We start from the raw sequence: 26,171 nt of genomic DNA on the forward strand, positions 1-26,171 counted from the left end.
CCGCCCGACCCCTGGGGTTTCCCGCAGGGTGCAAGACTGTGCGGATGCAGGACGAGGACACCCCCCGCACCGATTCCGATTACCAGGTCGACGGCGGTGTCGGCGGCGACTTCCTCGACGACGACTACGAGTACGACGTCGCCGATGAGACGCTGCCCGCCGACCGCTACCTCGACCGCGAGCTGAGCTGGCTGCGCTTCAACCAGCGCGTGCTCGAGCTCGCCGAGGACCCGGCGGTGCCGCTGCTCGAGCGGGTGAACTTCCTCGCGATCTTCGCCTCGAACCTCGACGAGTTCTTCATGGTGCGCGTCGCCGGCCTCAAGCGCCGCATCGTCACCGGCCTCGCCGTGCCGACGAACGTCGGGCGCGCCCCGCAGGACGTGCTGGCCGACATCAACCGCATCGCGCTCGAGCTGCAGCACCGCCACATCGCCGTGCTGCACGACCTCGTCAAGCCCGAGCTGGACGATGCGGGCATCCACATCGAGAACTGGGCCGACCTCGACGAGGACGACCGCCAGCAGATCGACCGCATCTTCTCGCAGAAGATCTTCCCGGTGCTCATGCCGCTCGCGGTCGACCCGGCGCACCCGTTCCCCTACATCTCGGGCCTCTCGCTCAACCTCTCGGTGCGGGTGCGCAACCCGAAGACCGAGAAGGTCGAGTTCGCGCGCCTCAAGGTGCCCCAGGTGCTGCCGCGGTTCGTGCAGCTGCCCGACGACGGCTCGGGGCGCGTGCGGTTCCTCACCCTCGAGGACCTCATCTCGAACCACCTCGACCAGCTGTTCCCGGGCATGGAGATCCTCGAGCACCACGAGTTCCGCGTCACCCGCAACGAGGACGTCGAGATCGAGGAGGACGAGAGCGAGAACCTCATCCAGGCCCTCGAGCGCGAGCTGCTGCGGCGGCGCTTCGGGCCGCCCATCCGCCTCGAGATCACCGACGACATGGACGACGTGACGCTCGGCCTGCTCGTGCGCGAGCTCGGCATCACCGAGCAGGAGGTGTACCGCCTGCCCGCGCCGCTCGACCTCGGCGGGCTCTTCGAGATCTCGAAGCTCGACCGGCCGCACCTGAAGTTCCCCAAGCACGTGCCCGTGACGCCCCTCGAGCTGCAGCCCAGCGAGCCGAACGCGAAGCCCGACGTGTTCCGCGCCCTGCAGCGCGGCGAGGTGCTCGTGCACCACCCGTACGAGTCCTTCGCGACGAGCGTGCAGGCGTTCCTCGAGCAGGCGGCGCGCGACCCCAACGTGCTCGCCATCAAGCAGACCCTGTACCGCACGAGCGGCGACAGCCCCATCGTCGAGGCGCTCATCGACGCCGCCGAGGCCGGCAAGGCCGTGCTCGCGCTCGTCGAGATCAAGGCGCGCTTCGACGAGCAGAACAACATCGAGTGGGCGCGCAAGCTCGAGAAGGCCGGCGTGCACGTCGTCTACGGCCTCGTCGGTCTCAAGACCCACTGCAAGCTCGCGCTCGTCGTCCGGCAGGAGAAGAACGGCGACCTGCGCTACTACTCGCACATCGGCACGGGCAACTACAACCCGAAGACGAGCCGCATCTACGAGGACTTCGGCCTCTTCACCGCCGACCCGATCGTCGGCAAGGACCTCACGCGCCTGTTCAACGAGCTCTCCGGCTACGCCATCGAGAAGAAGTACAAGCGCCTGCTCGTGGCTCCGCGCTATCTGCGCCGCGGGCTGCTGAAGAGCATCCGCACCGAGACCCAGAACGCGCTCGAGGGCAAGCCCGCGGGAATCCGCATCAAGGTGAACTCGCTCGTCGACGAGGCGATCATCGACGCGCTCTACCGCGCGAGCGCCGCCGGGGCCAGCGTCGACATCGTCGTGCGCGGCATCTGCGCGCTGACCCCCGGGCGCGAGGGGCTGAGCGAGAACATCCGCGTGCGCAGCGTGCTCGGCCGCTACCTCGAGCACTCGCGCATCTTCGCCTTCGAGAACGACGGCGACCCGCAGGTCTACATCGGCAGCGCCGACATGATGCACCGCAACCTCGACCGCCGGGTCGAGGCGCTCGTGCGCCTGCAGGAGCCCGCGCACCTCGCCCAGATCGACGAGCTCTTCACCACCTCGATGAGCACGACGACCGCGTCGTGGCAGCTGCAGCCCGACGGCGAATGGATGCGCCACTACCGCGATTCGCGCGGCCGCCACCTCGCCGACCTGCAGAACGTCGTCATGAACGGCATCACCGCGCGCCGACGGCCGAGGACGACGCGATGAGCCCCGCCGTCGTCGCGGCCGGCGCCGTCGTCTGGAAGCTCGTCGACGGCAAGGTGCGCGTGCTGCTCGTGCACCGCACGCAGCACGAGGACGTCACCATCCCCAAGGGGAAGGTCGACCCCGGCGAGACGCTGCCGCACACCGCGGTGCGCGAGATCGCGGAGGAGACCGGCTTCGACGTCGAGCTCGGCGCGCCGCTCGGCACCGTCGAGTACCGGCTGCCGAACGGGCGGCAGAAGATCGTGCACTACTGGTCGGCCGAGGTCGACCCGGGCGCGGCCGAGCGGCACAGCTACGAAGCCAACGGCGAGATCTTCGCGCTCGAGTGGCTGCCGCTGTCGAAGGCCGCCAAGCACCTCACCTACCCGCACGACGCCGAGGTGCTCGAGCGCTTCGCCGCGCAGGTCGAGGCCGGCGCCGCCCGCACCTTCTCGCTCATCGTGCTGCGGCACGGCAAGGCGATGCCGCACGAGCAGTGGGACGGCCCCGACAGCACCCGGCCGCTGCTGCACCACGGGCTCGAGCAGTCGGTCTCGGTCGCCGGCGGCATCGCCGCCTACGGCCCCGAGAAGCTGCTCTCCTCCCCCGCCGTGCGCTGCCTGTCGACGATCGGGCCGACCGCGGCGCTCACCGGCCTCGACATCAAGGCCTCCGAGAGCATCAGCCAGGACTCCTACGCCTCCGACGCCGCGCGCGTCGAGGCCGTGGTGACCAAGCGCCTCGCCAAGGGCCGCAGCTCCGTGCTGTGCTCGCACGGCCCGGTGATCCCCCAGATCATCGGCGCGGCGGCATCCCTCGGGCGCGCGACGGTCGATGGGGCCCTGCGGCGCAGCGCGGCCCTCGCGACGGGCGAGTTCACCGTCATGCACTTCACCGAGGATGCCGTCGGCCCGCGGCTCGTGGCCGTCGAGACGCACGCGCCGGCCCTCGCCTGAGGACGCCCGGAACATCAGGGTGCCGCGCCCGCCATTGGGGTCCCGTTAACCTCCCGTTCACCCTCTGGGACGACGTTGGTCACTACCCGCTCGTAGCGTCGCATCTCGTGCGGCACCCCTTGCGTCGCGCACATCATGATTCCGATCCCCGAAGGGACCACACAGTGATCAACAAGCGTGCGGGCAGCGTCGCTGCCATCTTCGCCGCCTCGGCCCTCCTGCTCGGCGGCTGCGCCGCGAACGAGCCCGCCCCGGCAGAGCCCGGCACCACCGACGAGGCCAGCAGCCTCACCGGCACCCTCGTGGGCGCCGGCGCGTCCTCGCAGCAGTCGGCACAGGAGGCCTGGGTCGCCGCGTTCCAGGGCGTCAACCCCGAGGTGACCATCGAGTACGACCCCTCGGGCTCGGGCCCGGGTCGCGACACCTTCATCGCCGGCGGTTCCGCGTTCGCGGGCTCCGACCGCGCGTTCAACGACGAGGAGATCGCCGCCGGCGAGTTCGGCGCCTGCGTCCCCGAGGCGGGCATCGTCGAGATCCCGGCCTACGTCTCGCCGATCGCCGTCATCTTCAACCTCGAGGGCGTCGACACGCTCAACCTCGACGCGGCGACGATCGCCGGCATCTTCGCCGGCACGATCACCAACTGGAACGACGAGGCGATCGTCTCGCAGAACGAGGGCGTCGAGCTCCCCGACCTGGCGATCACCGCCGTGCACCGCGCGGACGACTCGGGCACCACCGAGAACTTCACGGCCTACCTCTCCGAGGCGGCTGGCGAGGTCTGGACCGAGGAGCCCGACGGCGTCTGGCCCTTCGAGACCGGCGAGGCCGCTCAGGGCACCTCCGGCGTCGTCGACGCCGTGACCAACGGCACCGGCACCATCGGATACGCCGACGCCTCGCGCGCCGGTGACCTCGGAACCGTCGCCGTGCAGGTCGGCGAGGAGTACGTTCCGTTCTCGCCCGAGGCCGCCGCCGCCGTCGTCGACGCCTCGGCGTTCGTCGAGGGCCGCGGAGAGGGCGACCTGGCGATCGAGCTCGACCGCGCGACCGACGAGTCCGGCGTCTACCCCGTCGTGCTCGTGAGCTACCTCATCGCCTGCGTCGAGTACCAGGAGGCCGCCGACGCCGAGCTGGTGAAGGCGTACTTCGAGTACATCATCTCGGAGGAGGGCCAGCAGGCCGCCGCCGAGGCCGCCGGCTCCGCGCCGATCTCCGACCAGCTGCGCGAGCGGGCCACGGCCGCCGTCGAGCTGATCAGCTAAGCAGAACAGCACGCCCTGCCGGGCGCGGGCGCCTCTCGCATTGTGCGAGGCAATCGCGCCCGGCAGACTGTCCGGGGGATCCCCCCGGCCGATCACAACACCCCCGCACTCCGAACCGAATCGAGCGAGGACCCGAACTGATGACCGCACTGGGAACCCCGCCCAGAATCGCAGCGAAGCAGCGCCCCGGCGACAGGATCTTCTCCGGCGCCGCCCTCATCGCCGGTTCTCTCATCCTCGCCACGCTGGCCCTCGTCGCCGCGTTCCTCGTCATCCAGAGCGTCCCCGCCGTGACCGTTCCGGCCGACGAGCTCGGGATCCTCGGCGGCGCCTCCTTCGTCGAGTACGTCGTCCCCCTCGTCTTCGGAACCGTCTGGGCCGCCGTCATCGCGCTCGTGCTCGCCGTCCCCGTCGCCGTCGGCATCGCCCTCTTCATCTCGCACTACGCGCCCCGCCGCCTGGCGCAGTCGCTCGGCTACGTCATCGACCTGCTGGCCGCGGTCCCCTCGGTCGTCTTCGGCCTGTGGGGCGGAAACGTCCTCGCCCCGGCCATCCAGCCCGCGTACACCTGGCTCTGGGAGAACCTCTCGTTCATCCCGCTCTTCGCCGGTCCTCCCTCGGGCACCGGCCGCACCATCCTGACGGCGGGCATCGTCCTCGCGGTCATGGTGCTCCCCATCATCACGGCCCTGTGCCGCGAGGTCTTCCTGCAGACCCCGGTGCTGCACGAGGAGGCGGCTCTCGCTCTCGGCGCCACCCGCTGGGAGATGATCCGCATCGCCGTGCTGCCCTTCGGTCGCGCGGGCATCATCTCGGCCGTCATGCTCGGCCTCGGCCGCGCGCTCGGCGAGACGATGGCGGTCGCGATGGTGCTGTCGGCTACGGGCGTCATCACCTTCAACGTCATCAGCTCGATCAACCCCTCCACCATCGCCGCGAACATCGCGCTCTCGTTCCCCGAGGCCTACGGCGACAACGTCTCGGTGCTCATCGCCACGGGGCTCGTGCTCTTCGCCATCACGCTCGTCGTCAACGCGATCGCCCGCATCGTGGTCAATCGCCGCAAGGACTTCTCGGGAGCCAACTGATGACCACCACGCTCGATCGCCGCCCCAGCACCCAGGGCGACCCTCTCAACGTCTACTCCTCCGGCCGACTGCCCAACTGGTCGCCGTGGGTCATCCTGCTGGCGAGCATCGCCACCTTCGCCGCGATCTTCGCGCTCGTCGCCGCCTCCGACGGCAGCGACTTCAGCATCGTCGGCACGGTCTTCTTCGGATTCGTGCTCTCCACCGCCGTGCTCGTCCTGGTCTCGCGCATGGTCGAGGGCAGTCGGCAGTCGGTCGACCGACTCGTCACGAGCCTCGTCGTGCTCGCCTTCGTCATCGCTCTCCTCCCGCTCATCTCCCTGGTCTTCACCGTGGTCACTAACGGGCTCCCGCGCTTCGACCTCGAGTTCTTCACCTTCTCGATGCGCAACATCGTCGGCGAAGGCGGCGGCGCCGTGCACGCGATCGTCGGCACGCTCCTCATGACCGGAACTGCGGCCCTCATCTCCATCCCGATCGGGCTCATGACCTCGATCTACCTCGTCGAGTACGGCCGCGGTCGTCTGGCACGGGCGATCACCTTCTTCGTCGACGTCATGACGGGCATCCCGTCGATCGTGGCAGGCCTGTTCGCCTACGCGGTCTTCAGCGCCCTGCTCGGGCCCGGAGAGCGTCTGGGACTCGCCGGAGCGATGGCGCTGGCGGTGCTCATGATCCCGGTGGTCGTGCGATCCTCCGAGGAGATGCTCCGTCTCGTGCCGAACGAACTGCGGGAGGCCGCGTTCGCGCTCGGGGTTCCGAAGTGGCTCATGATCCTCAAAGTCGTCCTGCCCACGTCGATCGCCGGCATCACCACGGGCATCATGCTGTCGATCGCCCGCGTGATCGGCGAGACGGCGCCGCTGCTCATCGCCGCCGGCTTCACGAACAACCTCAACTACGACCTCACCGAGGGGCGGATGCAGTCCCTGCCGGTCTTCGTCTACACCTCGTACATCTCCCAGGGCACCGACGCCCAGGCCTACCTCGATCGGGCTTGGGCAGGCGCACTCACCCTCATCCTCATCGTGATGATCCTCAACCTGCTCGCACGCTTCATCGCCCGTCAGTTCGCCCCGAAGCTCGGCCGTTGAGCCGAACAACCGGATAGGAAAACCCACACCCGTGTCCAAGCGCATCGAAGTCAACGACCTCAACGTCTACTACGGCAAGTTCAAGGCCGTGGAGGACATCTCGATGGTCATCGAGCCCCGCAGCGTCACCGCGTTCATCGGCCCCTCCGGCTGCGGCAAGTCGACGTTCATCCGCACGCTCAACCGCATGCACGAGGTCATCCCCGGCGCGTACGTCGAGGGCGAGGTGCTCGTCGACGGCAGCGACCTCTACGGCCCCGGCGTCGACCCCGTGCTCGTGCGCCGGCAGGTCGGCATGGTGTTCCAGCGCCCGAACCCGTTCCCGACGATGTCGATCCGCGACAACGTGCTCGCGGGCGTCAAGCTCAACAACGCGCGCATCAGCAAGTCGGCGGCCGACGAGCTCGTCGAGAAGTCGCTGCAGGGCGCCAACCTCTGGAACGAGGTCAAGGACCGCCTCGACCGCCCCGGATCCGGGCTCTCGGGCGGCCAGCAGCAGCGCCTCTGCATCGCCCGCGCCATCGCCGTGGAGCCCGAGGTCATCCTCATGGACGAGCCGTGCTCGGCCCTCGACCCCATCTCGACGCTCGCCATCGAGGACCTCATCGAGGATCTGAAGAAGGACTACACGATCGTCATCGTGACCCACAACATGCAGCAGGCCTCGCGCGTGAGCGACCGCACCGCCTTCTTCAACATCGCCGGCACCGGCAAGCCCGGCAAGCTCATCGAGTACGACGACACCGCCACGATCTTCTCCAACCCGAGCGTGCAGGCCACCGAGGACTACGTCTCCGGCAAGTTCGGCTGATCCCACGCCTGAAGCCCCGTCGTCGTCCGAGCGGCGACGGGAGAACGCCAGAACCCCGGCCACCTCACGGTGCCGGGGTTCTGACGTGCGGGGTCGGTGGGGCTGGTCAGGCCTCGGTGGCGATGACGACGATCGGCTGCGTCGTCGGGGCGGGGCTGCCGCCCGCGGGCTCGACGGTGACGCCGACGACCGTGCCGGGCTCGAACGCGCCCTCGAGCACGGCGACGACCGTGCCGTCGGCATCGGCGGTGAACAGGCCGGCCGCATCGGCCGTCCCCGTCTCGTCGATGTACCAGAGCGCGTAGGCCTCATCGGCCGAGAGCTCGGGCAGCTGCTCGAACACCATCGCCGAGACGCCGAGGCTCGCCGAGCTGACGAGCGTCGTGGACCCGCCGCCGGTCACTTCGGCCGGGGTGGTGCTGACGTCGGGCGCGGCGACGATCGCGGCGAGCTGCTGCTCGTCGGCGGGTGCGGGCCCGAGCGCTCCTCCGGCCACGACGCCCGCGGCGAAGAGCACGACGGCGGCGGCCGCCGCGGTGATGATCGCGGCAGGGCGCTGGAACCAGCGCGCCTGGGCGGCGCGCTCGGCGCGGCCCGCGGGAGCCGGGCTCGTCGACGCGGGAGCGATCGGGGCGGGCGCGGGCGCGGCGGCGGCCGGGGCATCCATCACCGGGGCGGCGACGGGCGCATCGGACGGCAGCTGCGGCGTGACCGCGATGCGGGCCATCAGCTGCGCCTTCATGTCGGGGCGCGGCTGCACCGGCGGCAGGGCGAGGCCCAGAGCCGCGGCGGTATCGCTGAACTCGTCGTCGTACGACAGACGCTCGAACTCGGGCATCGTGGAATCGTGGTCGGCGGCACCGGGTGCGCCGCTCTCGTGGGCGGCGGAGCTCGGGTCGGGTCTGCTCACGTCGTCACCCCCATCTCCTCGCGCAACCGGATCATCCCGTCGCGCAATCTCGTCTTGACCGTGCCGATCGGCACGCTGAGCATCGCTGCTACCTCACTGTGCGAGTACCCGCCGTAGTAGGCGAGCTCCACAGCCTGTCGTTGCAGGTCGGTCAGCCGGGTCATGGCTTTCGCGACCATCTCGTGCTCCAGGCGGATCTCGACGTTCTCGCTGACCGAATCGAACTCCCGATCGAGATCACGGATCCCGATGCGGGTGTCACGGTCGCGCGACGACTGCGAGCTGCGCACGCGGTCGATCGCACGACGATGGGCCATCGTGAGCATCCACGTCACCGCCTTACCCTTGTTCGGATCGAACCGGGTCGCGGTTTGCCATATCTCCAGGAGAACTTCCTGAGTGACCTCCTCCGACTGGGAGTGGTCGCGCAGCACGTGGCGCACGAGCCCCAGCATGCGCGGGGCGATGAGGTCGTAGAGGCCGCTGAACGCCGCCTGGTCGCCCTGCGCGACCCGTTCGAGCAGCTCACGCGCCCGACGATCGAGGTCGGCAGGGGGAGGCGCGGCGGGGACGGCCGCCGGGGCCGTGCCGTCGGCATCGACGGCGTCCGCTCCATGTTCAAGGCTCACCCGCCCCACTATCCCAGGTGCGGATCACAACTTCCGCCGAGCCTCCGGCGCGGCGGTGCGGCGCAGCGCCCCGATGAGGACGGCGCCGGTCAGCACGGCGAGGCCCTGCACGATCGCGGCGATGGTCTTCTGCGCGTACCAGAGGGGCTCGAAGAGCACCGGCAGCCCGAGCGCGGTGAGGTCGAGCGGCACGGCGACGGTGATGAGGATGAGGGCGAGACCGCCGGCGGCGGCGACCGCGGCCGCCGCGGCCACCCAGGGGCGCCGCACGACCAGCAGGAGCACGGCGACGGCGATGTTCACGATCGCCTGGATGCGGAACAGCCAGCCCTGGCCGATGAGCGTGCCGGTGATGGCGTCGAAGGGGCCCGCGAGCTGCAGGTGGAGACCTGAGTTGACGACGAGCGCCGCGGAGGTGAGGGCGATGAGGATCCAGCGTGCTGCGGACATGGTCGGGCCTTTCGAGCGCGATCGGTGGTGCGGGGACCCGGCCGGAGGCGAGGCGGTGATGCGGGGCGGGATGCTCGGCTCGAGCATCCCGGAAACGGCGAACGCCGGGCGGGGTCTCCCCCGCCCGGCGCTCATCCGGTCAGTTCCACGTCAGACGCGGAAGCCGATGGATCGTTACTCGATGCCCGCGTTGGCGGCGATGCCACCGGAAAGAGCGGTCGCGGTCATCGACATGTGGCCGGCGGCCTGCTTGAGCAGGTCGAAGTAGGCCGGGTCACCCGCGATGTTGGCGTCGATCGCCGCGAGGAGCGACGTGGCGTGCGTCTCGAGCTGCTCCTGAACGGCCTCAGCGGGCAGCTCGGGGACGACGGAGTTGATCAGCTCGCCGAAGGCCACGGCGTAGCCGCCGAGGTCGCTGACGGCCTGGTCGACGCCGGCCTGGTCACCGGTCGCCTTGGCCACCGCGTAGTTGACGAAGAACGGGATGTGCGAGCGCCACGAGTCGAGGAAGGGCTGCTCGGCGTCGGGGTACACGCTGCCGACGGCGGCGGCGACCTCCACGGAGTTAGCGTCGAGCGTGGCGACAGCGGCCTGAACGTCTTCGGTGGTCAGGTCTCCGCCATCGGCGAGGGCCTGGTCGATCGCGGCACCCGCGAGGTAGACGTGGTCGTAGAGCAGGCCGGTGAGGGTGGCGCGCAGGCCGGCGCCGTCGCTGTTGACGGTGTCCGTGGGCGTCGCCTCGGTGTCGTCCATCTCCATCTCGGAGCTGGTGTCCTCGGCGGGCTCGTCGGCGGGAGCCGAGCAGCCGGTGAGGACGAGGGCGGCGGCGAGGCCGAGGCCGGCGAAAGCGGTGATCTTGCGCATGGTGTTTCTCCTTGGATGAGAGTGATGCGGTGCGGTTATGGTGCGGTGCGTGCAGATGGTCTGCGGTGGTGCGGGTGCTGCAGCGAGTGCCCCCTAGCCCTCCACGATGACCATGGCGTTCATGGTCAGGTGCGGCTGGCAGTAGTACGGGTACTCGCCCGGCTCGTCGAAGGTGAACGAGAAGCTGTCGCCCTCACTGCCCTTGGCAGATAGCGCGTGGTCGTAGAGCCCGTCGGGAGTCTGGCTCCCCCGAAGACCGGTGCTCTCGTTGACCTCGCCCCATGCGCCTGACGTGACCGTGTGACCGATCGTCTCCCCGTTGGTCCAGGTGACAGTCGTTCCGACCGGGACCGTGATGTTCTCCGGCTTGAACTCCAACCCGATGGTGAGAACCTCGTTCTCACCCGGCTCGGCTGCCTCCGAGCCTCCACCGGCTCCGGGCTGGCTCGACGAGCTCTCGGTCGGCTCGGGGGACGCGGTCGGTCCTCCGGCGCAACCGGCGAGCACGATGAGCGCAGCCGGGATCGCGATGATGGCGAGGAGTCGGCTCTGCCGGACTCGGTCTGTTGTGGTCATGCACTCGGTTCGGCACCGCACCCGGGTCGGTTTGGCCGCACGAGCATCGGTCAGGCGACTCTCAGGTTCGCGGGGCCCGGCGGGAGCGGGCAGAGAAGAACCGGGCCGCAGAACGCCTCTCGGCGCGAGGCCGCTCGAAGCGGCTAATTGTGGAGCCCGGGGTTACTGCGGCCCGGCGATCACGAGTCTACCGAGCGGGATGCGGCGCGCATGGAGCGTTCGCTCAGGGCGACGGGGCTCGGGTGCGGGCCGGGGACGGGTCTGCGGTGCGGGTCCGACGCTCAGTCGAGGTTGCCGGCGCGGTAGATGCGCGCGCAGGCGGTGAGCTCGTCGGCCGTGAGGGCGTAGCGCGACGCGCGGAGGGTGAGCTCGCTGGCGCGGGCCGCATCGACCGGGTCGGCATCGTCGGCGAGGCTCGTGCATCCCGCCGCCAGGATGCGGGCGAAGGAGGCCGCGCGGTCGAGGGCGATCGCGAAGTCGCCGGTGAAGGCGCCGCGGAGAATGCGGTCGGCGAGCTCGATGATCTCGTCGGGGCCGGTCGGGGTCGGGGCCCCGGCGATGACCGTGTCGATCGAGGCGAGCTGCTCCGCGCCGCGCTGGAAGAGGAAGGCGGTTCCCTCTCCGTCCTGCCGGATGACGAGGCGCAGCAGGTAGATGCGCCAGAGCGCGCCGGGCAGGCTGCGCGCGCTCGACCGAGCCCAGAGCTCGGCGATCGCGTCGATGCCGTGCTCGTCGGTGTAGGTGACGAGTCGCTCGACCACGGCGGGGTCGTCGCTCGCACGACCGCGCTCGAGCAGGGCGTGCGCCGTCTTGCGGGCGGTGCGCAGGACGCTGGCCGGGTCGACGCCGCCCTCGAAGGAGTCGAACTTGTCGCCCCAGTAGAGGGTGGGTTTGGAGAACTCGGCGGCCATTGCATCAAGGGTACGCTGGTGCCGTTGCGGGCCTCTAGCTCAGTCGGTAGAGCAGCGGACTTTTAATCCGCGGGTCGTGGGTTCGAGCCCCACGGGGCCCACCGGTTCCCTGTCTCCGATCGCCCGCGCATCGCGGGCGCGCCGATCAGTTCAGGCCGTCGCGCGGGCTCGTCATCGTCTCGTCGACCGTGAGGGCGCCGACGACCGTGATGCCGTCCGACTCGTAGACCTCGACCTCGCGGGTCTTCTTCGTCGAGGTGGCCACGTTGAGCGCGAGCTCGAGCTCGCTGACGCGCACGAAGCCGAGGCGGCCGTCGTCGGCCTTCGCCGCGAGCAGGTCGGGCACGGTGCCGCGCACGCCGGCGCTGCCGTAGGTCTCGCCCGCGGCGTTGGTCTCGAACTCGACGACGTCGTCGTTCGGCAGGCTCGAGCCGACGACCCGGGCCGAGAACGAGTCGCCGATCGTGGGCGCCGCGATGACGAGACCCACGATCGCGACCAGGATCACCGCGAATCCGGCGCCCAGCGCGATGAGCGTCTTCTTGGGCATGATGCTCCGATCGGCAGGACGTGCTCGAGGCCCCCGCGGCACTCCGTCCGCTCGCCATCCAATCAGTCTGCCGCTCGCGGCGAATCCCCCCGTTCGCGGGCAGGACGCCCCGAGGGATGGGCGCCGACGCTGACGGCCCCGTCGCCTCGCTCGATCAGCGGGGCGGCGGGGCCGTCATGGCGGCGCGACGGCGTCGTGGGCTAGGCGGCGTCGTGATCCGTCTCGAGGAACGCGACGAGCTCGTCGAGCACCGCCTCGGCGCCCTCACCCTCGGCCTCGAGCGACACGACCGTGCCCTTCTCGGCCCCGAGCCCCATGAGCGAGAGGATGCTGCCCGCGTTGAGCGCGGCGCCGCCCTCGCGGGCGATCGTGATGGGGATGCCCGTCTGCTGCACCTTCTCGACGAAGAGCTTCGCGGGGCGGGCGTGCAGCCCGGCGCTGCTGGCGATGGTGGCCTGCTTCTGAACCATGGGTCCTCCTGGGATCGTGCGGGGGTATCGGACAGTGTGTCGGGTCGAGCGGGAGCGCGTGCCGCGCTCGCTCAGGCGGTCGCGCCGGCGGTCGCGCCCGCCGTCGCCGGAGCCGGGCTCGCGACCTCGGCGACGGGGCGGCGCGTGAAGCGCTTGAGCGCGACGACGATGAGCGCGGTGACGACCGTGCCGGCGATGATCGACACGAGGAAGCCGAGGAACGGCGTGATCGCGAAGAAGACGAAGACGCCGCCGTGCGGGGCGAGCGACTGCACGCCGAGCGCCATCGAGAGCGCGCCCGTGACGGCGCCTCCGGCCATCGAGGCGGCGATGACGCGCAGCGGGTCGGCCGCGGCGAAGGGGATCGCCCCCTCGCTGATGAACGCCGCGCCGAGCAGCCAGGCGGCCTTGCCGTTCTCCCGCTCCACCGGGGTGAAGGAGGAGCGCGAGAGCACCGTGGAGGCGAGCGCCATGGCGAGCGGCGGCACCATGCCGGCGGCCATGACGGCGCCCATGATCAGGTACGGCGTCGTCGAGTCGGTCGAGGCCGCCGCGAGGCCCGCGGTGGCGAAGGCGTAGGCCACCTTGTTGACGGGGCCGCCGAGGTCGAAGCACATCATCAGGCCGAGGATGACGCCGACGAGCACGATGCCCGAGGTTCCGGCGAGGCCGTTGAGCCACTCGGTGAGGCCGGTCATGAGCGCCGCGATGGGGCGGCCGAGCACGAGCACCATGAGGCCCGAGGCCGCGATCGAGGCGACGAGCGGGATGATCACGACGGGCATGAGGCCGCGCAGCCAGCGCGGCGCCGGCAGTCGGGTGAGCCAGAGCGCCACCATGCCGGCGAGCAGTCCGCCGATGATGCCGCCGATGAAGCCCGCGTTCATGAGCACGGCGACGGCGCCGGCGACGAAGCCCGGGGCGATGCCCGGCCGGTCGGCGATCGCGAAGGCGATGTAGCCCGCGAGCGCCGAGACGAGGAAGCCCATCGACGTGGCGCCGATCATGAAGAAGACCGAGCCGAGGTACAGGCCTACCGGGCCGAGGGCGAGGCCGTCGGTGGGGGTCGGCAGGTTCCAGAGCGAGTTGTCGATGATGATCGTCGCCGCGTTCTCGGTGACGGTGTACCCGGCGAGCGCGAAGCCGAGGGCGATGAGCAGCCCGCCGCCGGCGACGAAGGGGATCATGTAGCTGATGCCGGTGAGCAGGATGCGCTGGATGCGCCGGCCGAACGACTCGGTCGCGGCGGCCTGCGTCGAGGCCCCGGCATCGGCCGTGCCGGCCACGCGCTCCCCGCGGGGGTCGCGCGCGGCGGCGAGCGCCTCGTCGATGAGCTGCACGGGCTGCTCGATGCCGCGCTTGACGCCGGATCGCACGACGGGCTTGCCCGCGAACCGCTGCGGCTCGCGCACGTCGACGTCGGTGGCGAAGATGACGGCGTCGGCCGCCTCGATGACCTCGCGCGGCAGGGCCTGGTAGCCGCTCGAGCCCTGCGGCTCGACGACGAGCTCGACGCCCTCGCGGGTGCCGGCGGCGGTGAGCGCGTCGGCGGCCATGAAGGTGTGCGCGATGCCGGTGGCGCAGGCGGTGACCGCGACGATGCGGGCGGGGCGGCCGTCGACGTGGCGGGTTGCGTCGGCGCTGGCCGTCGCCGTGGGGGCCGCGGCGGCGGCCGGGGCGGTAGCGGGGGCCGCGGCGGGCGCCGCGGCCGTCGCGCCCTCCGCTGCCGTCGGACCCTCGCCGATCGCCTCGGCGACGATCGCGACGACAGCCTCGTCGTCGGTCGCGGCGCGCAGGCTCGCGGTGAAGTCGTCCTGCATGAGGCTGCGTGCGAGCTTCGAGAGCACGGCGAGGTGCGCCTGCGGGGCATCCGCCGGGGCCGCGATGAGGAACACGAGGTCGGAGGGGCCGTCGGCCGCTCCGAAGTCGACGGCGGGGGCGAGCCGGGCGAAAACGAGCGCGGGCTCGGTGACGGCGGGGCTCTTGGCGTGCGGGATGGCGATGCCGCCGGGCAGGCCGGTGGCATCCTGCTGCTCGCGGGCCCAGGCGTCGTCGAACAGGGCGCCGGCGTCGGTCGCGCGACCCTGCGCGACCACCCGCTCGGCGAGGGAGCGGATGACGGCGGCCTTGTCGTCGCCGAGGGCGACGTCGAGGCTCACCAGCTCTCGCGTGATCATCGGGGACATGCTGACCTCCTGCGGTCGGTGGGGTGATGCGGTCGGTGGGTGGTGCGGTGGGGTGGTGCGGTCGGTGGGGTGGTGCCGTGATGCGGGATGCTGCTGCCGCGGTGCCTCGCGGGCGCCGGCTCATTCGAGCCGGAGCACCTCGAGCTCGTCGGCGGGCAGGTCGTGCGGTGCGGGGGGCTGCGTGCCGGGCAGGCTCGCGGCGGCCGCGCCGTAGCGGATGGCGGTGCGCAGCCGCTCGGGCTCGTCGCCGCCGGCGCTCTCGGCGAGCAGGTAGCCGGCGAGCGAGCTGTCGCCGGCGCCGACCGTCGAGGCGAGGCGGATACGCGGGGCGCGCGCGGCCCAGGCGCCGTCGGCGGTGACGAGGAGGGCGCCGCGGGATCCGAGGGTGACGAGGGCGGCGCGGGCGCGGGCGGGCACGAGCGCGCGGGCGACGGCGAGCACGGCGGCGTCGGCGGCGGCGTGCGCCTCCGCGTCGGTAGGGGCGCCCTCGGCGGGCTCGGGCAGGGCGACGCCGGCGAGCTCGGCGAGCTCCTCGTCGTTCGGCTTGATCAGGTCGGCGAGGCCGGCGTCGATGACGGCGCGCAGTGCGGGGCCGGAGGTGTCGACGGCGACCCGGGGTGCCGCCCCTCCGTGGGCGGCCCGCACCGACTCGACGACGCGGACGTAGAAGTCGTCGGCGGCTCCGGGAGGCAACGAGCCCGCGAGCACCAGCCAGCGCGCGCCGGCGCAGGCGTCGACGACGGCGGAGACGAGGGCGCGAGCATCCTGATCGGTGAGCGGCGAGCCGCTGAGGTTGAGCTTCGTCGTCTCGCCCGCGGGGTCGACGATCGTGAGGTTGGCGCGCACGGCGCCGTGCACGGGTACCCGGCGCGCGGCGACCCCGGAGGCCTGCAGCGGCACGGCGTAGGCGTCGTGCTCGGCGAGCGGCAGCACCGCGAGGGTCGGCTGCCCGGCGGCGGCGACGGCGCGGGCGACGTTGACGCCCTTGCCGCCGGCGTCCTCCCGCACGGAGCCGGCCGCCTGCACCTCGCCGGGCCGCAGCGGGGCGAGCAGGGTGATGGTGCGGTCGAGCGCGGGGTTGGCGGTGAGGGTCACGATCATGCGCGCCATACCTCCACGTCGGCGTCGGCGAGGGCGGCGGCGAGGGCGGCATCGGGATGCCCGTCCGTCACGAGCACGTCGATCTCGTCGAGGCGGGCGAAGCCGACGAGCAGCTCGCGGCCGAGCTTGTCGGCGTCGGCGACGACGACGATGCGGCGGGCGCTGCGCACGATGGCGGTCTTGACGGCGGCCTCGTCGGGGTCGGGGGTGCTGAGCCCGAAGCCGGCGGCGACGCCGTTGGTGCCGATCACGGCGACGTCGGGGCGCAGCTGCTCGATGGCGCGCACGGTGTCGGCGCCGACGGCGGCGCCGGTGAGGCCGCGCACTCGGCCGCCGAGCACGGTGAGGGCGAGCCCGGGGGCGTCGGCGAGCGCGGGCGCGAGCTGCGCGGCGATGACGACGGCGTGGGTGACGAGCCCGATGCCGGCGGGGTCGAGGCGGTCGGCCGCGAGGGTGCCCGTGGTGGTGCGCTCGGCGAGGCGCTCGGCGAGCTGCGCGGCGACGGCGGCGGTGGTCGTGCCGGCGTCGAGGAAGAGGGAGCCGCGGAAGCCGGCGCCGAGGGCGTCGAGCGCGCGGCGGGCGATGGCGGTCTTCGCGGGGCCGTGCTGCTGCACGCGGTCGCTCAGCGAGGGCTCGATGGTGCTGGCGCGGTCGGCGGCGACGGCGCCGCCGTGGACCCGGCGAAGCAGCCCGGCGGTCTCGAGCTGGTCGAGGTCGCGGCGCACGGTCTCGGTGGTGACGTCGAAGCGGCGGGCGAGGTCGACGACGCTGACCCTGCCGTCGTCGGCGAGAAGCCGTTCGACGAGTTGCTGCCGCTCCGTTGCGTACACCGTGATGCCCTCCGTTGGATTTCCCACACGTTACAACTCATTCCCACATAAAACAAGATCTGGGTTTGTGGTCGCGCGGCGGGCCTCCGGTGCGATGGGCGGGGGCGGGTGGGGGCGGGGGCCGGGGCCGGCGGGAGAGCGGGGGCGGGCGGAGAGCGGGGGCGGGCGGAGGCCGGGGCCGGCGGCGAGCGGGGGCCGGCGGAGAGCGGGGGCGGGCGGAGGCCGGGGCCGGCGGAGAGCGGGGGCGGGCGGAGAGCGGGGTGGCGTCCCCTGGGTTGGTGTAGTTTCCCGGCTCGGGTGTCACGTCGTGGACGTGGTGAGCCATCGTGCGATGGTCAGTGAGAACTGTCTAGGAATCTCACGGAAGGACACAAACGCACGATGGCTCTTGACCAGTCTGCCCTCCTCGAGCTACTCGGGGAACTGAAACTCACCGATGTGAACGACCGGATCCGGGTCGCGACCGAGACGCTCTACCAGGAGCTGATCGACGCGGAAGCAGCTGCGTTCATCGGCGCTGCCCCGTTCGAACGCTCCCCGGACCGTACGACGCAGCGCAACGGGACCCGGCTGCGGACCCTCACCACCACCGCGGGGGAGCTGGAGTTGCGGATCCCGAAGCTGCGGCAGGGATCGTTTTTCCCGTCGCTGCTGGAACGCCGCCGCCGGGTCGATCAGGCCCTGTTCGCGGTCGTGATGGAGGCGTACGTCCACGGCGTCTCCACCCGCAAGGTCGACGACCTGGTGAAGGCGCTCGGTGCCGACACCGGGATCAGCAAGTCGGAGGTGTCGCGGATCTGCAGCAACCTCGACGAGGACGTCGCGGCGTTCCGCGATCGGCCGCTCGCGGACAGCACGTACCCGTACGTGTTCCTCGACGCGACCTACTGCAAAGCCCGCGTCGGCCGGCGGGTCGTCTCCCAAGCCGTCGTCGTCGCGGTCGGTGTCGCCGCCGACGGGCGCAGGGAAGTCCTCGGCTTCGAGGTCGGGGACACCGAATCGCAACCGTTCTGGACCGCGTTCCTTCGCTCGCTGAAGGCCCGCGGGCTGGGCGGAGTGAAGCTGGTGATCTCCGACGCGCACACCGGGCTGATCGCGGCGATCGACACCGTCTTCCAAGGCTCGTCATGGCAGCGGTGTCGGGTCCACTTCATGCGCAACGTGCTTGCCAACGTCCCCAAGACCGCTGGGCCGATGGTCGCGTCGATCATCCGCACGATCTTCGCCCAGCCAGACACCGAGCACGTGTTCACCCAATTCCACGAAGTCGTCCGCATGCTCTCGAGGTCGCACCCGAAGATCGCCGGCATGCTCGAGGACGCGCAGAACGACATCCTCGCGTTCTGTCAGTTTCCCGCCACACACTGGCGGCAGATCTGGTCCACGAACCCGCTCGAGCGGGTCAACAAGGAGATCAAACGCCGCACCGACGTCGTCGGCACATTCCCCAACCCCGCCGCGTTGCTGCGCCTGGCCGGACACGTCCTGATCGAGCAACACGACGAATGGGACGGCGCTGACCGCCGCTACTTCAGCGAGCACTCCATGAAGCTCCTGAACGTCACCGAAGAGGAGGTCGCGATCCCGGAACTCGCTGCGGCATAATCACAACAGCTGACCCGCACGGTGTTGAGAAACTCCACCACTCAGCGGGACGTCACCGAGAGCGGGGGCCGGCGGAGGCCGGGGCCGGCGGAGAGCGGGTGCGCCCGGCCGGGTGCAGCGCGCGACGCGCGGGGCGCGGACCGCGGCGGGGCGGGGGCGCGATGACCGCCACGCGGGGCGCGGCTTTCTCTCGTGCGCGCCTTCCACTCTGCAGGAAGTATCCGATCATCTCTCGCATATTTCCCGCGGAGTGGAAGGAGCTCGAGGGGGATGGCGGACCCGTCGGCCGAGGTGTGCGCCCGCGGGACGGGGACTGTCGTCGCGACTCGAAACGCCGAAACAGCGGTTCGTGTCGAGACGACGCTTCTGCACCGCCGTCTGGGCAGAAGACGTCATCTCGGCGCCGGAGCTGGCGCCGGACCCGCTGTGCGCGTCACCGCTGGCACAAATGCAGGACTCGAGGTCTCGCGACCGGCGTGTTGCAGCCCGGAGGAGCACGACGCGCCGACGCAGTCCTGCATTTGTGCACGGCGGCGCGGCCTGGGAGGTGCGGGTAGGGCGGGGCGAGGCAAGAAGGGTGCGGCGATCGGCGCGGTCGGGCCCCTGTGCGGCGAATGGGGCGGGCAGGGCGGGGCGGTCCGGCGGGCGGGATGCCCGGCTCAGGACTGGCGGGTGATGCCCCAGCTGCCCGACCAGGAGGCGCCCGGCTCGATCCAGCGCAGGCCGAGGCCCGAGTTGAGGGCGTCGGCCGGGGCCGTCATCGGCTCGACCGCGATCGCCGTCGTCAGACCCTCCGGCGTCGGGAAGATGCGGGTGATGAACACCTGCAACCACTGCCAGTCGCCCTGCTGCCACAGCGTCGTGCTCGCGCCGTCGGGCGCCGCGACGGTGGTGCGGATGACGCCGTCGTCATCCGGCTCGACGCGCCAGGCGTCGTCGAACTCGAGACCCTCGATGCGGGTCGGCTGCGTCAGGTCGTAGCGGGTACCGGCGACCGGTTCCAGACCCTCGGGGTTGAGGCGAGCATCCACCATTACGTGCTCGGCCGTGCGGGCCGTGATCGTCAGCGACTCCACCGAGTGCGACCCCACCCGCAGGAACGGGTGCGTGCCCACCGCGTACGGGGCGGCCGACGAGCCGAGGTTCGTCACCGCGTGCGTCACCCGCACGCCGTCGTCGACGAGCTCGTACGAGACCGTGGTCCACAGGTGGAAGGGGTAGCCGTGCTGCGGCACCACCGCGGCGCCCAGCGTCACCGACGAGTCCGTGCGGTCGACCAGGCGGTACGCGCCGTAGCGCAGCAGACCGTGGATGGCGTTGTTCTTCGCGACCTCGGTGATGTCGAGCTGCTGGGCCTCGCCGTCGAGGGTCCAGACGCCGTCGCGCACGCGGTTCGGCCACGGCACGAGCACGATGCCGTCGCCGAAGGGGGGCGTCGAGCCCTCCGGGTACGACTGCGTCAGGTCGTGGCCGTCGACCGTGAGCATCCGCAGCGCCGCCGCGACCTCGGTGACGACCGCCTCGACCGGGCCGTTCGGGCCGTCGAGACGGAGGGAGTACTGCTCGCCGGTGGGCGCGGAGGTCTGAGTCACCGCGCCAGACTACCGACGGCGCGGCCTACCGACGGCGCGGCCCGACGACGCGCGCGGCCTACCGACGGTGCGGCGCCACCTCGCGCACGCGCAGCCCGGCGTCGCGCAGCGCCGCCGCATCCCCCCCATCGATGCCGGTGTCGGTGATCAGCTCGTCGATCTCGGCGAGCGCCGCCACCCGGCCCAGGTGCGCCTGCCCGACCTTCGACGAGTCGGCGACGAGGATGCGCTCGGCGGCGCTGTCGACCATGCGCCGCTTCACCTCCGCCTCGGGCAGGTTCACGTTCGTCACCCCGTGCTCGAGGTGCACGCCCGTCGCCCCCAGGATCGCCAGATCGGCCCGCACCCCCTCGAGCAGCGTCGTCGCCAGCGGGTTCACCAGCGAGTGCTGCAGCGAGCGCACTGTGCCTCCCGTCACGACGACCGTCAGACGCGGGATGCCCGGCTCGAGCGCCAGCGCGATGGCGAGCCCGTTCGTCACCACCACGACCTCCTGCAGCTCCACGCGGGCGACGAGCGCGTGCGCCACCGCCAGCGTCGTGGATCCGACATCGAGCAGCACGCTCTGCCCCGACTGCACGCGGGCCGCCGCGGCCTCGGCGATCGCCGACTTGGCGCGGGCGAGCCGGGCGCGCGACTGCTCGAGGCTCGACTCGCGCTCGGCGACGAGTCCGCGCGGCATCGCGCCGCCGTGCACGCGGGTGAGGCGCCCGTCGGCCTCGAGCGCCGCCAGGTCGGTGCGCACCGTGACCTCGCTGACGCCGAGCTCGCGGGCCAGGTCGGCGACGCGGGCGAAGCCGCGCCGGGCGACGGCGCCGGCGAGGCGCTCGCGGCGGCGGGGGGCGGTGTCGGCCATGGGGAACCTCTCGGTGGTGGGCGGCGAGCAGGCGGGGCGGGCGGGGAGCGGGCGGGACGCGCATCCACCCCGCTTTCGGAACTCGTCGAAAACGAAAGCACGCCGCTTGCGAATCCGCAAGCGGCCGGCCCTAGCCTGGAGCCATGCCCATCACCCTGCGCACCGACGTGCTCGCCGACGGCCGCGAGCTGCTCTACTTCGACGACGCCGACACGACCCTCGGCCCCGAGCGCGGCGTCGACGCCCGCGTGCTCGACCCGCGCCCGACGACCGCGAGCATGCGGCAGGACGTGCTCACCGGCGACTGGGTGTCGATCGCGAGCAACCGGCAGAACCGCGTGTTCCTGCCGCCGGCCGACCAGGACCCGCTGGCGCCCCAGACCGCGGCGAACCCGAGCGAGATCCCGAGCCGGTACGACGTCGCCGTCTTCGAGAACCGCTCCCCCAGCTTCGGCCCCGCGCTCGAGCACGAGCACGCCCCGGCCGACCTCTCCGACCTCGCCGAGATCGGCCTCGAGCGCACCCGCACGAGCGTCGGGCGCTGCGAGGTCGTGTGCTTCTCGCCCGAGCACGAGGGCTCGTTCGGCTCGCAGACGGTGAGCCGCGCGCGCACCGTCATCGAGGCGTGGAGCCAGCGCACCGCCGCGCTGAGCGCGATGCCGGGCATCCAGCAGGTGTTCGTCTTCGAGAACCGCGGCCAGGAGATCGGCGTCACCCTCGGCCACCCCCACGGCCAGATCTACGCGTACCCCTTCATCACGCCGCGCACGAGCGCCCTGCTGCGCTCGGTCGAGGCGGTCGGAGACGACCTGTTCGCGCGCATCCTCGCGAGCGAGCAGGCGAGCGAGCGCGTGCTCATCCAGGGCGAGCACTTCACCGCCTTCGTGCCGTTCGCCGCGCGCTGGCCCCTCGAGATCCACCTGCTGCCGCACCGCCACGTGCCCGACCTCGCCGGCCTCACCGACGAGGAGAAGGACGAGCTCGCCCCGCTCTACCGCCGCCTGCTGCGCGGACTCGACGCCCTGTACGACACCCCCACGCCCTACATCGCCGCCTGGCACCAGGCACCGGTGCACGCGGGGCGGGATGCGGTGCGCCTGATGCTGCAGGTGACGAGTCCGCGGCGCGCGGCTGACAAACTGAAGTACCTCGCCGGGTCGGAGGCCGCCATGGGCGCCTTCATCGGCGACGTCGCGCCCGAGACCCAGGCCGCGTTCATCCGCTCCGGCATCGAGAAGGCCGACACGGCCGAGAAGGCAGACCAGCAGTGATCAGCGACATCCGCGACGACGCCCGCACCGGCTTCACCTCGGCCTTCGGCGGCGAGCCCGACGGCCTCTGGTCGGCTCCGGGCCGCGTCAACCTCATCGGCGAGCACACCGACTACAACGAGGGCTTCGTGCTGCCGCTCGCGATCGACCGCCGCACCGTCGTCGCCATCGGGCTGCGCGAGGATCGCGTCATCCGGGTCGCGAGCGACTTCGCCGACGAGGTCGTCGAGATCGATCTCGACGCGCTCAGCCCCGAGGTGCTGACCGGCTGGCCGGCCTACCCGCTCGGCGTGGCCTGGGCCCTCACCGAGTTCGGCGCCGACCTCTCGGCCGTGCCGGGCCTCGACCTCTTCATCGTCAGCGACGTGCCCGTCGGGGCGGGGCTGTCGAGCTCGGCCGCGATCGAGAGCGCCGTCGCGCTCGGCCTCAACGACGTCTGGCGGCTGGGTCTCGACCGCCGCACGCTCGCCCGCGTCGGCCAGCGCGCCGAGAACGTCGCCGTCGGCGCCCCCACGGGCATCATGGACCAGTCGGCCTCGCTGCTCGGCAGCGTCGACCACGCGGTGTTCCTCGACTGCCGCACGCTCGAGACCGAGCTCGTGCCGCTCGGCCTCGCCGAGGCGGGCCTCGCCCTGCTCGTCATCGACACCGGGGTGAAGCACTCGCACGCCACCGGCGGCTACGGCGAGCGCCGGGAGGCCTGCGAGCGCGGCGCCGCCGTCATGGGCGTCTCCTCGCTGCGCGACCTCGGCGTCGACGACCTCGCCCGCGCGGGCGATCTGCTCGACGACGTCACCTTCCGCCGCGTGCGCCACGTCGTCACCGAGAACCAGCGCGTGCTCGACACCGTCGCCGTGCTGCGGGCCGACGGCGCCGAGGCGATCGGCGAGCTGCTCGACGCCTCGCACCGCAGCATGCGCGACGACTTCGAGATCTCGGTGCCCGAGCTCGACCTCGCCGTCGAGACGGCCGTCCAGGCCGGCGCGATCGGGGCCCGGATGACCGGCGGCGGTTTCGGCGGGGCCGCCATCGCCCTCGTCCGCATCGACGACCTCTCGCGCATCCAGGTCGCCGTCGACAACGCGTTCGGCGAGCACGCCTTCGGCCAGCCCGACACCTTCGTCGTGACCGCCTCGGAGGGCGCCGCGCGCAACTGATCGCCCCGCACGACCATCCGCCCGTCACCACCCCAGGGAGAGCTCATGACCACCCTCGTCACCGGCGGAGCCGGCTACATCGGCGCCCACGTCGTGCGCGCCCTCGAGGCGGTCGGCCGTGAGACGGTCATCGTCGACGACCTGTCGGCGGATCGCGCGCACTCCCCCGCCGGGCCCGCGAACCGCATCGACCTCGCGTCGACCGACGCCGCCGAGGCGCTCGAGCTGCTCATGCGCGAGCGGGGCGTCACGAGCGTCGTGCACCTCGCCGCGCGCAAGAGCGTCGCCGAGTCGGTCGCGCGACCGGCCTGGTACTTCCAGCAGAACGTCGGCGGCCTGTCGACGCTGCTGCTCGCCATGGAGCGCGCGGCGGTGCCGACGCTCGTGTTCTCCTCCTCCGCCGCCGTCTACGGCGAGGCGCCGCTCGAGCCGATCACCGAGGACGCCCCGGCCGAGCCCGTGAACCCGTACGGCGATTCGAAGCTCGTCGGCGAGCGACTCGTGCGCTGGGCGGTCGCCTCGGGCGCACTGCGCGCGGCGAGCCTGCGCTACTTCAACGTCGCGGGCACCGCGAGCGCCGACCTGGTCGACACCGGCACGGCGAACCTCATCCCGCTGGCGCTCGGCGCCATCGCCCGCGGGGAGCGGCCGACCGTGTTCGGCGACGACTACCCCACGCCCGACGGCACCTGCGTGCGCGACTACGTGCATGTGGCCGACCTCGCCGAGGCGCACGTCGCCGTGCTCGACGCCCTCGAGTCGGGCCGCGAGATCAGCCCCGTCTTCAACGTCGGCACCGGGTCGGGCAGCAGCGTGCGCGAGGTCATCGAGCGCGCGGCGGCGATCACCGGCCTGCCGATCGAGCCTCTCCATGCGCCGCGCCGCGCGGGCGATCCGCCCGCGGTGGTCGGCGACGTGAGCCTCATCGCGCGCGAGCTGGGCTGGCACGCTCGGCTCGGACTCGATGACATGCTCCGATCGGCATGGGACGCCCGGCCGGCCGCTGACTGAGCCGGTCATCGGTCGCGCGAGCGCTGAGGGGGCGCGTCCGCGTCCGCTTCCTGGATGCTCGCTGAGCGCCGGTCACCACGCTGGCCGCGCGTCTAATACATTCGAACGCATACACCCGCTCGAGTGATGAGGACCCCCGCACCATGAGCTCGCTCCGCTCCCTCCCCGGCCTTCCCGCCCCCGCGCGGCAGCTGCAGTGGCTGAGCGCGCAGAAGGGCCTCTGGGTCGCGTCGGAGCGGACCAGCGAGGGCACCGCGCACGCCGGGTACGTCGAGCTCGTCGGCACCGGCTTCGTGGCCGTCGACGGCGTCGGCCGCCACCTCGGGCGTTTCGTCACGCGGGTCGCCGCCCAGCGCGCGCTGCGCACCAGCCGCCTGCGCCGCCGCGATCAGCGCCTCAGCGCCTGAGCCCGCCCCCGCACTTCGTACGTCGCTCCACCCGACAGCACCGCACCCGAACGAGGACAGCATGAGCACGAACTCCAGCAACGTGGCCGCCCCGACCGACGACTCGGTCATGGTCGAGCTCGCCCCCACGCAGGCGATCGACATGAGCGCCCTGCTGTCCGAATAGCTCCTCAGCCCCTCTTCTCCGTCGGTGGCGGAGATGGATTCGCGCGCCTTCCACAACTGCGGAACGAGCGAATCGGATTCACCCGTTCCGTGATTGCGGAAGGGGCTGAGTCGTCAACGCGACGAGGTACGCGCGGTCACTCTGAGGCGCTGAGCGCTGGTCCGCCGGGATGGCTCAGAGCCAGGTCGCGCCGCGGTCCTCCGAGCGGGCGACCTCGTCTCCGGCCCAGAGCCACAGCGTGCCGTCGCTGCTCTCGCTGAGCGCGATGAGGCCGGCGAGCGACGCCGCATCGCCCGAGGCGGCACGGCAGCCCACCGGGGTCGGCGCGGCGCCGGAGCGGTCGAGGGCGACGATGGCGACGCCCGCGCATCCCTCGCCGCCGAGGACGGCCGCGAGGTAGCCGTCGCTGCGCAGGGCGAGCGCCTGCACGCCGGGGAGGGCCGCGGGAGCGCCCCAGGTGCGTCCGGCGTCGACGGTGGCCGCGACGGAGCCGTCGGCGCAGAGGGCGGCCGCCGAGTCGGTGCGCGAGACCGAGATCGCGACGGCGCCGGCCGGGCAGGCGGGCTGCACCGAGCCGCCGGGCGCGTGCACGCCCGCGCCGCCGTCAGCGATGTACCAGGCGCTGCCGACCTCCTCCGGGTACGAGGCCCAGTCGATGCCGCCGACGTAGGTGCGCACGAGCGAAGGGCTGCAGTCGTCGGCGGCGAGGCCGACGATCGCGATCGACTCGGCGGAGGAGACGATGAGCCGCTGCACCGAGCGCAGGTCCGTCTCGGCAGAGGGGTCGAACGGCTGCCAAGCGGCGCCGGCATCGCGCGTGACCTCGGGAAGCACCTGCGCCTCGGGACACGGGCCCGTCGGCACACGCCAGGCGGTACTGCCGTCGATGGCTGTCATGACCCGCTGAGCGGCGCCCGTCGCCGGCGGCTGCGGCGGTGCGGTCGGCTCGGCCGACGGCTCCGCCGAGGGCGACGCGGACGGTTCCGCCGCGACGTCGTCGACGACCTCGACCTGCGGGGTCGCGCCGCTCGGCTCGGGGTCGCGACCGCTGAGGGCCAGCCCGATGAGCACGGCGTCGACGATGAGCAGCAGCGCGACGACGGCGATGGCCACGGCGCGGCGACTCAGCGCCTCCCGCGTGCGGCGCGAACGATCGGCGCGGGCACGGGAGGGCATCGCCCGAGCGTATCGCCCGG

The 26,171-nt window shown here is 72.0% G+C and carries 25 protein-coding genes and 1 tRNA gene; 12 read left to right on the forward strand and 14 right to left on the reverse strand.

Annotation, left to right across the window (positions count from 1 at the left end; genetic code table 11):
• Nucleotides 1-44 precede the first annotated feature (44 nt).
• The 6 genes from HGB54_RS10535 (at nucleotide 45) to pstB (ending at nucleotide 7,433) form a co-directional block, all read left to right on the forward strand.
• The gene (locus HGB54_RS10535) at nucleotides 45-2,240 is read left to right on the forward strand and encodes an RNA degradosome polyphosphate kinase (protein WP_168916385.1); all 2,196 of its coding nucleotides are present in this window, start codon (nucleotides 45-47) and stop codon (nucleotides 2,238-2,240) included.
• Nucleotides 2,237-3,175, forward strand: coding sequence for an NUDIX hydrolase (locus HGB54_RS10540; RefSeq protein ID WP_168916386.1), 939 nt, complete (start codon nucleotides 2,237-2,239; stop codon nucleotides 3,173-3,175). The genes HGB54_RS10535 and HGB54_RS10540 overlap by 4 nt, the downstream gene beginning before the upstream one ends.
• A gap of 164 nt (nucleotides 3,176-3,339) precedes the next feature.
• Nucleotides 3,340-4,440 (forward strand): phosphate ABC transporter substrate-binding protein PstS, encoded by a 1,101-nt coding sequence (locus HGB54_RS10545; RefSeq protein ID WP_407663481.1) that lies wholly within the window; start codon nucleotides 3,340-3,342, stop codon nucleotides 4,438-4,440.
• Nucleotides 4,441-4,580: 140 nt separating this feature from the next.
• On the forward strand, nucleotides 4,581-5,528 hold the full coding sequence (pstC, locus tag HGB54_RS10550) for a phosphate ABC transporter permease subunit PstC (protein ID WP_168916387.1): 948 nt from the start codon (nucleotides 4,581-4,583) through the stop codon (nucleotides 5,526-5,528).
• A complete protein-coding gene (gene pstA / locus HGB54_RS10555; protein ID WP_168916388.1) occupies nucleotides 5,528-6,622 on the forward strand; it encodes a phosphate ABC transporter permease PstA in 1,095 nt (364 codons plus the stop codon). The genes pstC and pstA overlap by 1 nt, the downstream gene beginning before the upstream one ends.
• A gap of 31 nt (nucleotides 6,623-6,653) precedes the next feature.
• Nucleotides 6,654-7,433 (forward strand): phosphate ABC transporter ATP-binding protein PstB, encoded by a 780-nt coding sequence (pstB, locus tag HGB54_RS10560; protein ID WP_168916389.1) that lies wholly within the window; start codon nucleotides 6,654-6,656, stop codon nucleotides 7,431-7,433.
• Nucleotides 7,434-7,539: 106 nt separating this feature from the next.
• Here the strand turns inward: pstB and HGB54_RS10565 are convergent, their stop codons facing one another.
• From HGB54_RS10565 to HGB54_RS10590, 6 genes are all read right to left on the reverse strand, one after another.
• Nucleotides 7,540-8,343 carry an anti-sigma factor gene (locus HGB54_RS10565; protein ID WP_168916390.1) on the reverse strand — a complete coding sequence of 268 codons (804 nt, stop codon included), beginning with the start codon at nucleotides 8,341-8,343 and terminating at the stop codon, nucleotides 7,540-7,542.
• The gene (sigK, locus tag HGB54_RS10570; RefSeq protein ID WP_168916950.1) at nucleotides 8,340-8,972 is read right to left on the reverse strand and encodes an ECF RNA polymerase sigma factor SigK; all 633 of its coding nucleotides are present in this window, start codon (nucleotides 8,970-8,972) and stop codon (nucleotides 8,340-8,342) included. The genes HGB54_RS10565 and sigK overlap by 4 nt, the downstream gene beginning before the upstream one ends.
• Before the next feature lie 24 nt (nucleotides 8,973-8,996).
• Nucleotides 8,997-9,422, reverse strand: a complete 426-nt coding sequence (locus HGB54_RS10575) for a hypothetical protein (RefSeq protein WP_168916391.1) — start codon at nucleotides 9,420-9,422, stop codon at nucleotides 8,997-8,999.
• A gap of 174 nt (nucleotides 9,423-9,596) precedes the next feature.
• Nucleotides 9,597-10,286, reverse strand: coding sequence for a hypothetical protein (locus HGB54_RS10580; protein WP_168916392.1), 690 nt, complete (start codon nucleotides 10,284-10,286; stop codon nucleotides 9,597-9,599).
• Between the two features lie 93 nt (nucleotides 10,287-10,379).
• Complete coding sequence (locus HGB54_RS10585) at nucleotides 10,380-10,862, reverse strand: cupredoxin domain-containing protein (RefSeq protein WP_168916393.1); 483 nt, start codon at nucleotides 10,860-10,862, stop codon at nucleotides 10,380-10,382.
• Between the two features lie 281 nt (nucleotides 10,863-11,143).
• On the reverse strand, nucleotides 11,144-11,773 hold the full coding sequence (locus HGB54_RS10590) for a DNA-directed RNA polymerase subunit beta (RefSeq protein WP_168916394.1): 630 nt from the start codon (nucleotides 11,771-11,773) through the stop codon (nucleotides 11,144-11,146).
• Nucleotides 11,774-11,801: 28 nt separating this feature from the next.
• Here HGB54_RS10590 and HGB54_RS10595 point away from each other — a divergent pair.
• Nucleotides 11,802-11,874 (forward strand) — tRNA-Lys (locus tag HGB54_RS10595).
• Nucleotides 11,875-11,918: 44 nt separating this feature from the next.
• Here the strand turns inward: HGB54_RS10595 and HGB54_RS10600 are convergent.
• The 5 genes from HGB54_RS10600 to HGB54_RS10620 all read right to left on the reverse strand — a co-directional run bounded on the left by HGB54_RS10600 (nucleotide 11,919) and on the right by HGB54_RS10620 (nucleotide 16,910).
• Nucleotides 11,919-12,323 (reverse strand): hypothetical protein, encoded by a 405-nt coding sequence (locus tag HGB54_RS10600; RefSeq protein WP_168916395.1) that lies wholly within the window; start codon nucleotides 12,321-12,323, stop codon nucleotides 11,919-11,921.
• Between the two features lie 200 nt (nucleotides 12,324-12,523).
• Nucleotides 12,524-12,793 carry an HPr family phosphocarrier protein gene (locus tag HGB54_RS10605; RefSeq protein WP_168916396.1) on the reverse strand — a complete coding sequence of 90 codons (270 nt, stop codon included), beginning with the start codon at nucleotides 12,791-12,793 and terminating at the stop codon, nucleotides 12,524-12,526.
• Nucleotides 12,794-12,864: 71 nt separating this feature from the next.
• A complete protein-coding gene (locus tag HGB54_RS10610; RefSeq protein ID WP_168916397.1) occupies nucleotides 12,865-14,979 on the reverse strand; it encodes a PTS fructose transporter subunit IIABC in 2,115 nt (704 codons plus the stop codon).
• Nucleotides 14,980-15,099: 120 nt separating this feature from the next.
• Nucleotides 15,100-16,080 (reverse strand): 1-phosphofructokinase family hexose kinase, encoded by a 981-nt coding sequence (locus HGB54_RS10615; RefSeq protein WP_168916398.1) that lies wholly within the window; start codon nucleotides 16,078-16,080, stop codon nucleotides 15,100-15,102.
• Nucleotides 16,077-16,910: a DeoR/GlpR family DNA-binding transcription regulator gene (locus HGB54_RS10620; protein ID WP_168916951.1), complete on the reverse strand. Its 834-nt coding sequence runs from the start codon at nucleotides 16,908-16,910 to the stop codon at nucleotides 16,077-16,079. Before HGB54_RS10620 ends, HGB54_RS10615 begins: the two co-directional genes overlap by 4 nt.
• A 381-nt stretch (nucleotides 16,911-17,291) precedes the next feature.
• Here HGB54_RS10620 and HGB54_RS10625 point away from each other — a divergent pair, with 381 nt between their 5' ends.
• Nucleotides 17,292-18,515 carry an IS256 family transposase gene (locus HGB54_RS10625; protein ID WP_166194845.1) on the forward strand — a complete coding sequence of 408 codons (1,224 nt, stop codon included), beginning with the start codon at nucleotides 17,292-17,294 and terminating at the stop codon, nucleotides 18,513-18,515.
• 659 nt (nucleotides 18,516-19,174) lie between these two features.
• On the opposite strand, the gene HGB54_RS10630 is transcribed toward HGB54_RS10625, so the two are convergent.
• Nucleotides 19,175-20,107, reverse strand: a complete 933-nt coding sequence (locus HGB54_RS10630) for an aldose 1-epimerase family protein (RefSeq protein ID WP_228545799.1) — start codon at nucleotides 20,105-20,107, stop codon at nucleotides 19,175-19,177.
• Between the two features lie 58 nt (nucleotides 20,108-20,165).
• Nucleotides 20,166-20,963: a DeoR/GlpR family DNA-binding transcription regulator gene (locus HGB54_RS10635; RefSeq protein ID WP_168916399.1), complete on the reverse strand. Its 798-nt coding sequence runs from the start codon at nucleotides 20,961-20,963 to the stop codon at nucleotides 20,166-20,168.
• Nucleotides 20,964-21,106: 143 nt separating this feature from the next.
• Here HGB54_RS10635 and galT point away from each other — a divergent pair, with 143 nt between their 5' ends.
• From galT to HGB54_RS10655, 4 genes are all read left to right on the forward strand, one after another.
• Complete coding sequence (gene galT / locus HGB54_RS10640) at nucleotides 21,107-22,234, forward strand: galactose-1-phosphate uridylyltransferase (protein ID WP_168916400.1); 1,128 nt, start codon at nucleotides 21,107-21,109, stop codon at nucleotides 22,232-22,234.
• Nucleotides 22,234-23,391 (forward strand): galactokinase, encoded by a 1,158-nt coding sequence (gene galK, locus HGB54_RS10645; protein ID WP_168916953.1) that lies wholly within the window; start codon nucleotides 22,234-22,236, stop codon nucleotides 23,389-23,391. The genes galT and galK overlap by 1 nt, the downstream gene beginning before the upstream one ends.
• A 45-nt stretch (nucleotides 23,392-23,436) precedes the next feature.
• Entirely contained in the window at nucleotides 23,437-24,402 is a 966-nt protein-coding gene (gene galE, locus HGB54_RS10650) for a UDP-glucose 4-epimerase GalE (RefSeq protein ID WP_168916401.1), read from the forward strand.
• A gap of 143 nt (nucleotides 24,403-24,545) precedes the next feature.
• A complete protein-coding gene (locus HGB54_RS10655; protein ID WP_168916402.1) occupies nucleotides 24,546-24,809 on the forward strand; it encodes a hypothetical protein in 264 nt (87 codons plus the stop codon).
• A 340-nt stretch (nucleotides 24,810-25,149) separates the two neighbouring features.
• On the opposite strand, the gene HGB54_RS10660 is transcribed toward HGB54_RS10655, so the two are convergent.
• Entirely contained in the window at nucleotides 25,150-26,151 is a 1,002-nt protein-coding gene (locus HGB54_RS10660) for a hypothetical protein (RefSeq protein WP_168916403.1), read from the reverse strand.
• Nucleotides 26,152-26,171 lie beyond the last annotated feature (20 nt).

The sequence above is a fragment of the Microcella flavibacter genome, assembly GCF_012530535.1.
GTDB classification, from domain to species: Bacteria; Actinomycetota; Actinomycetes; order Actinomycetales; family Microbacteriaceae; genus Microcella; species Microcella flavibacter.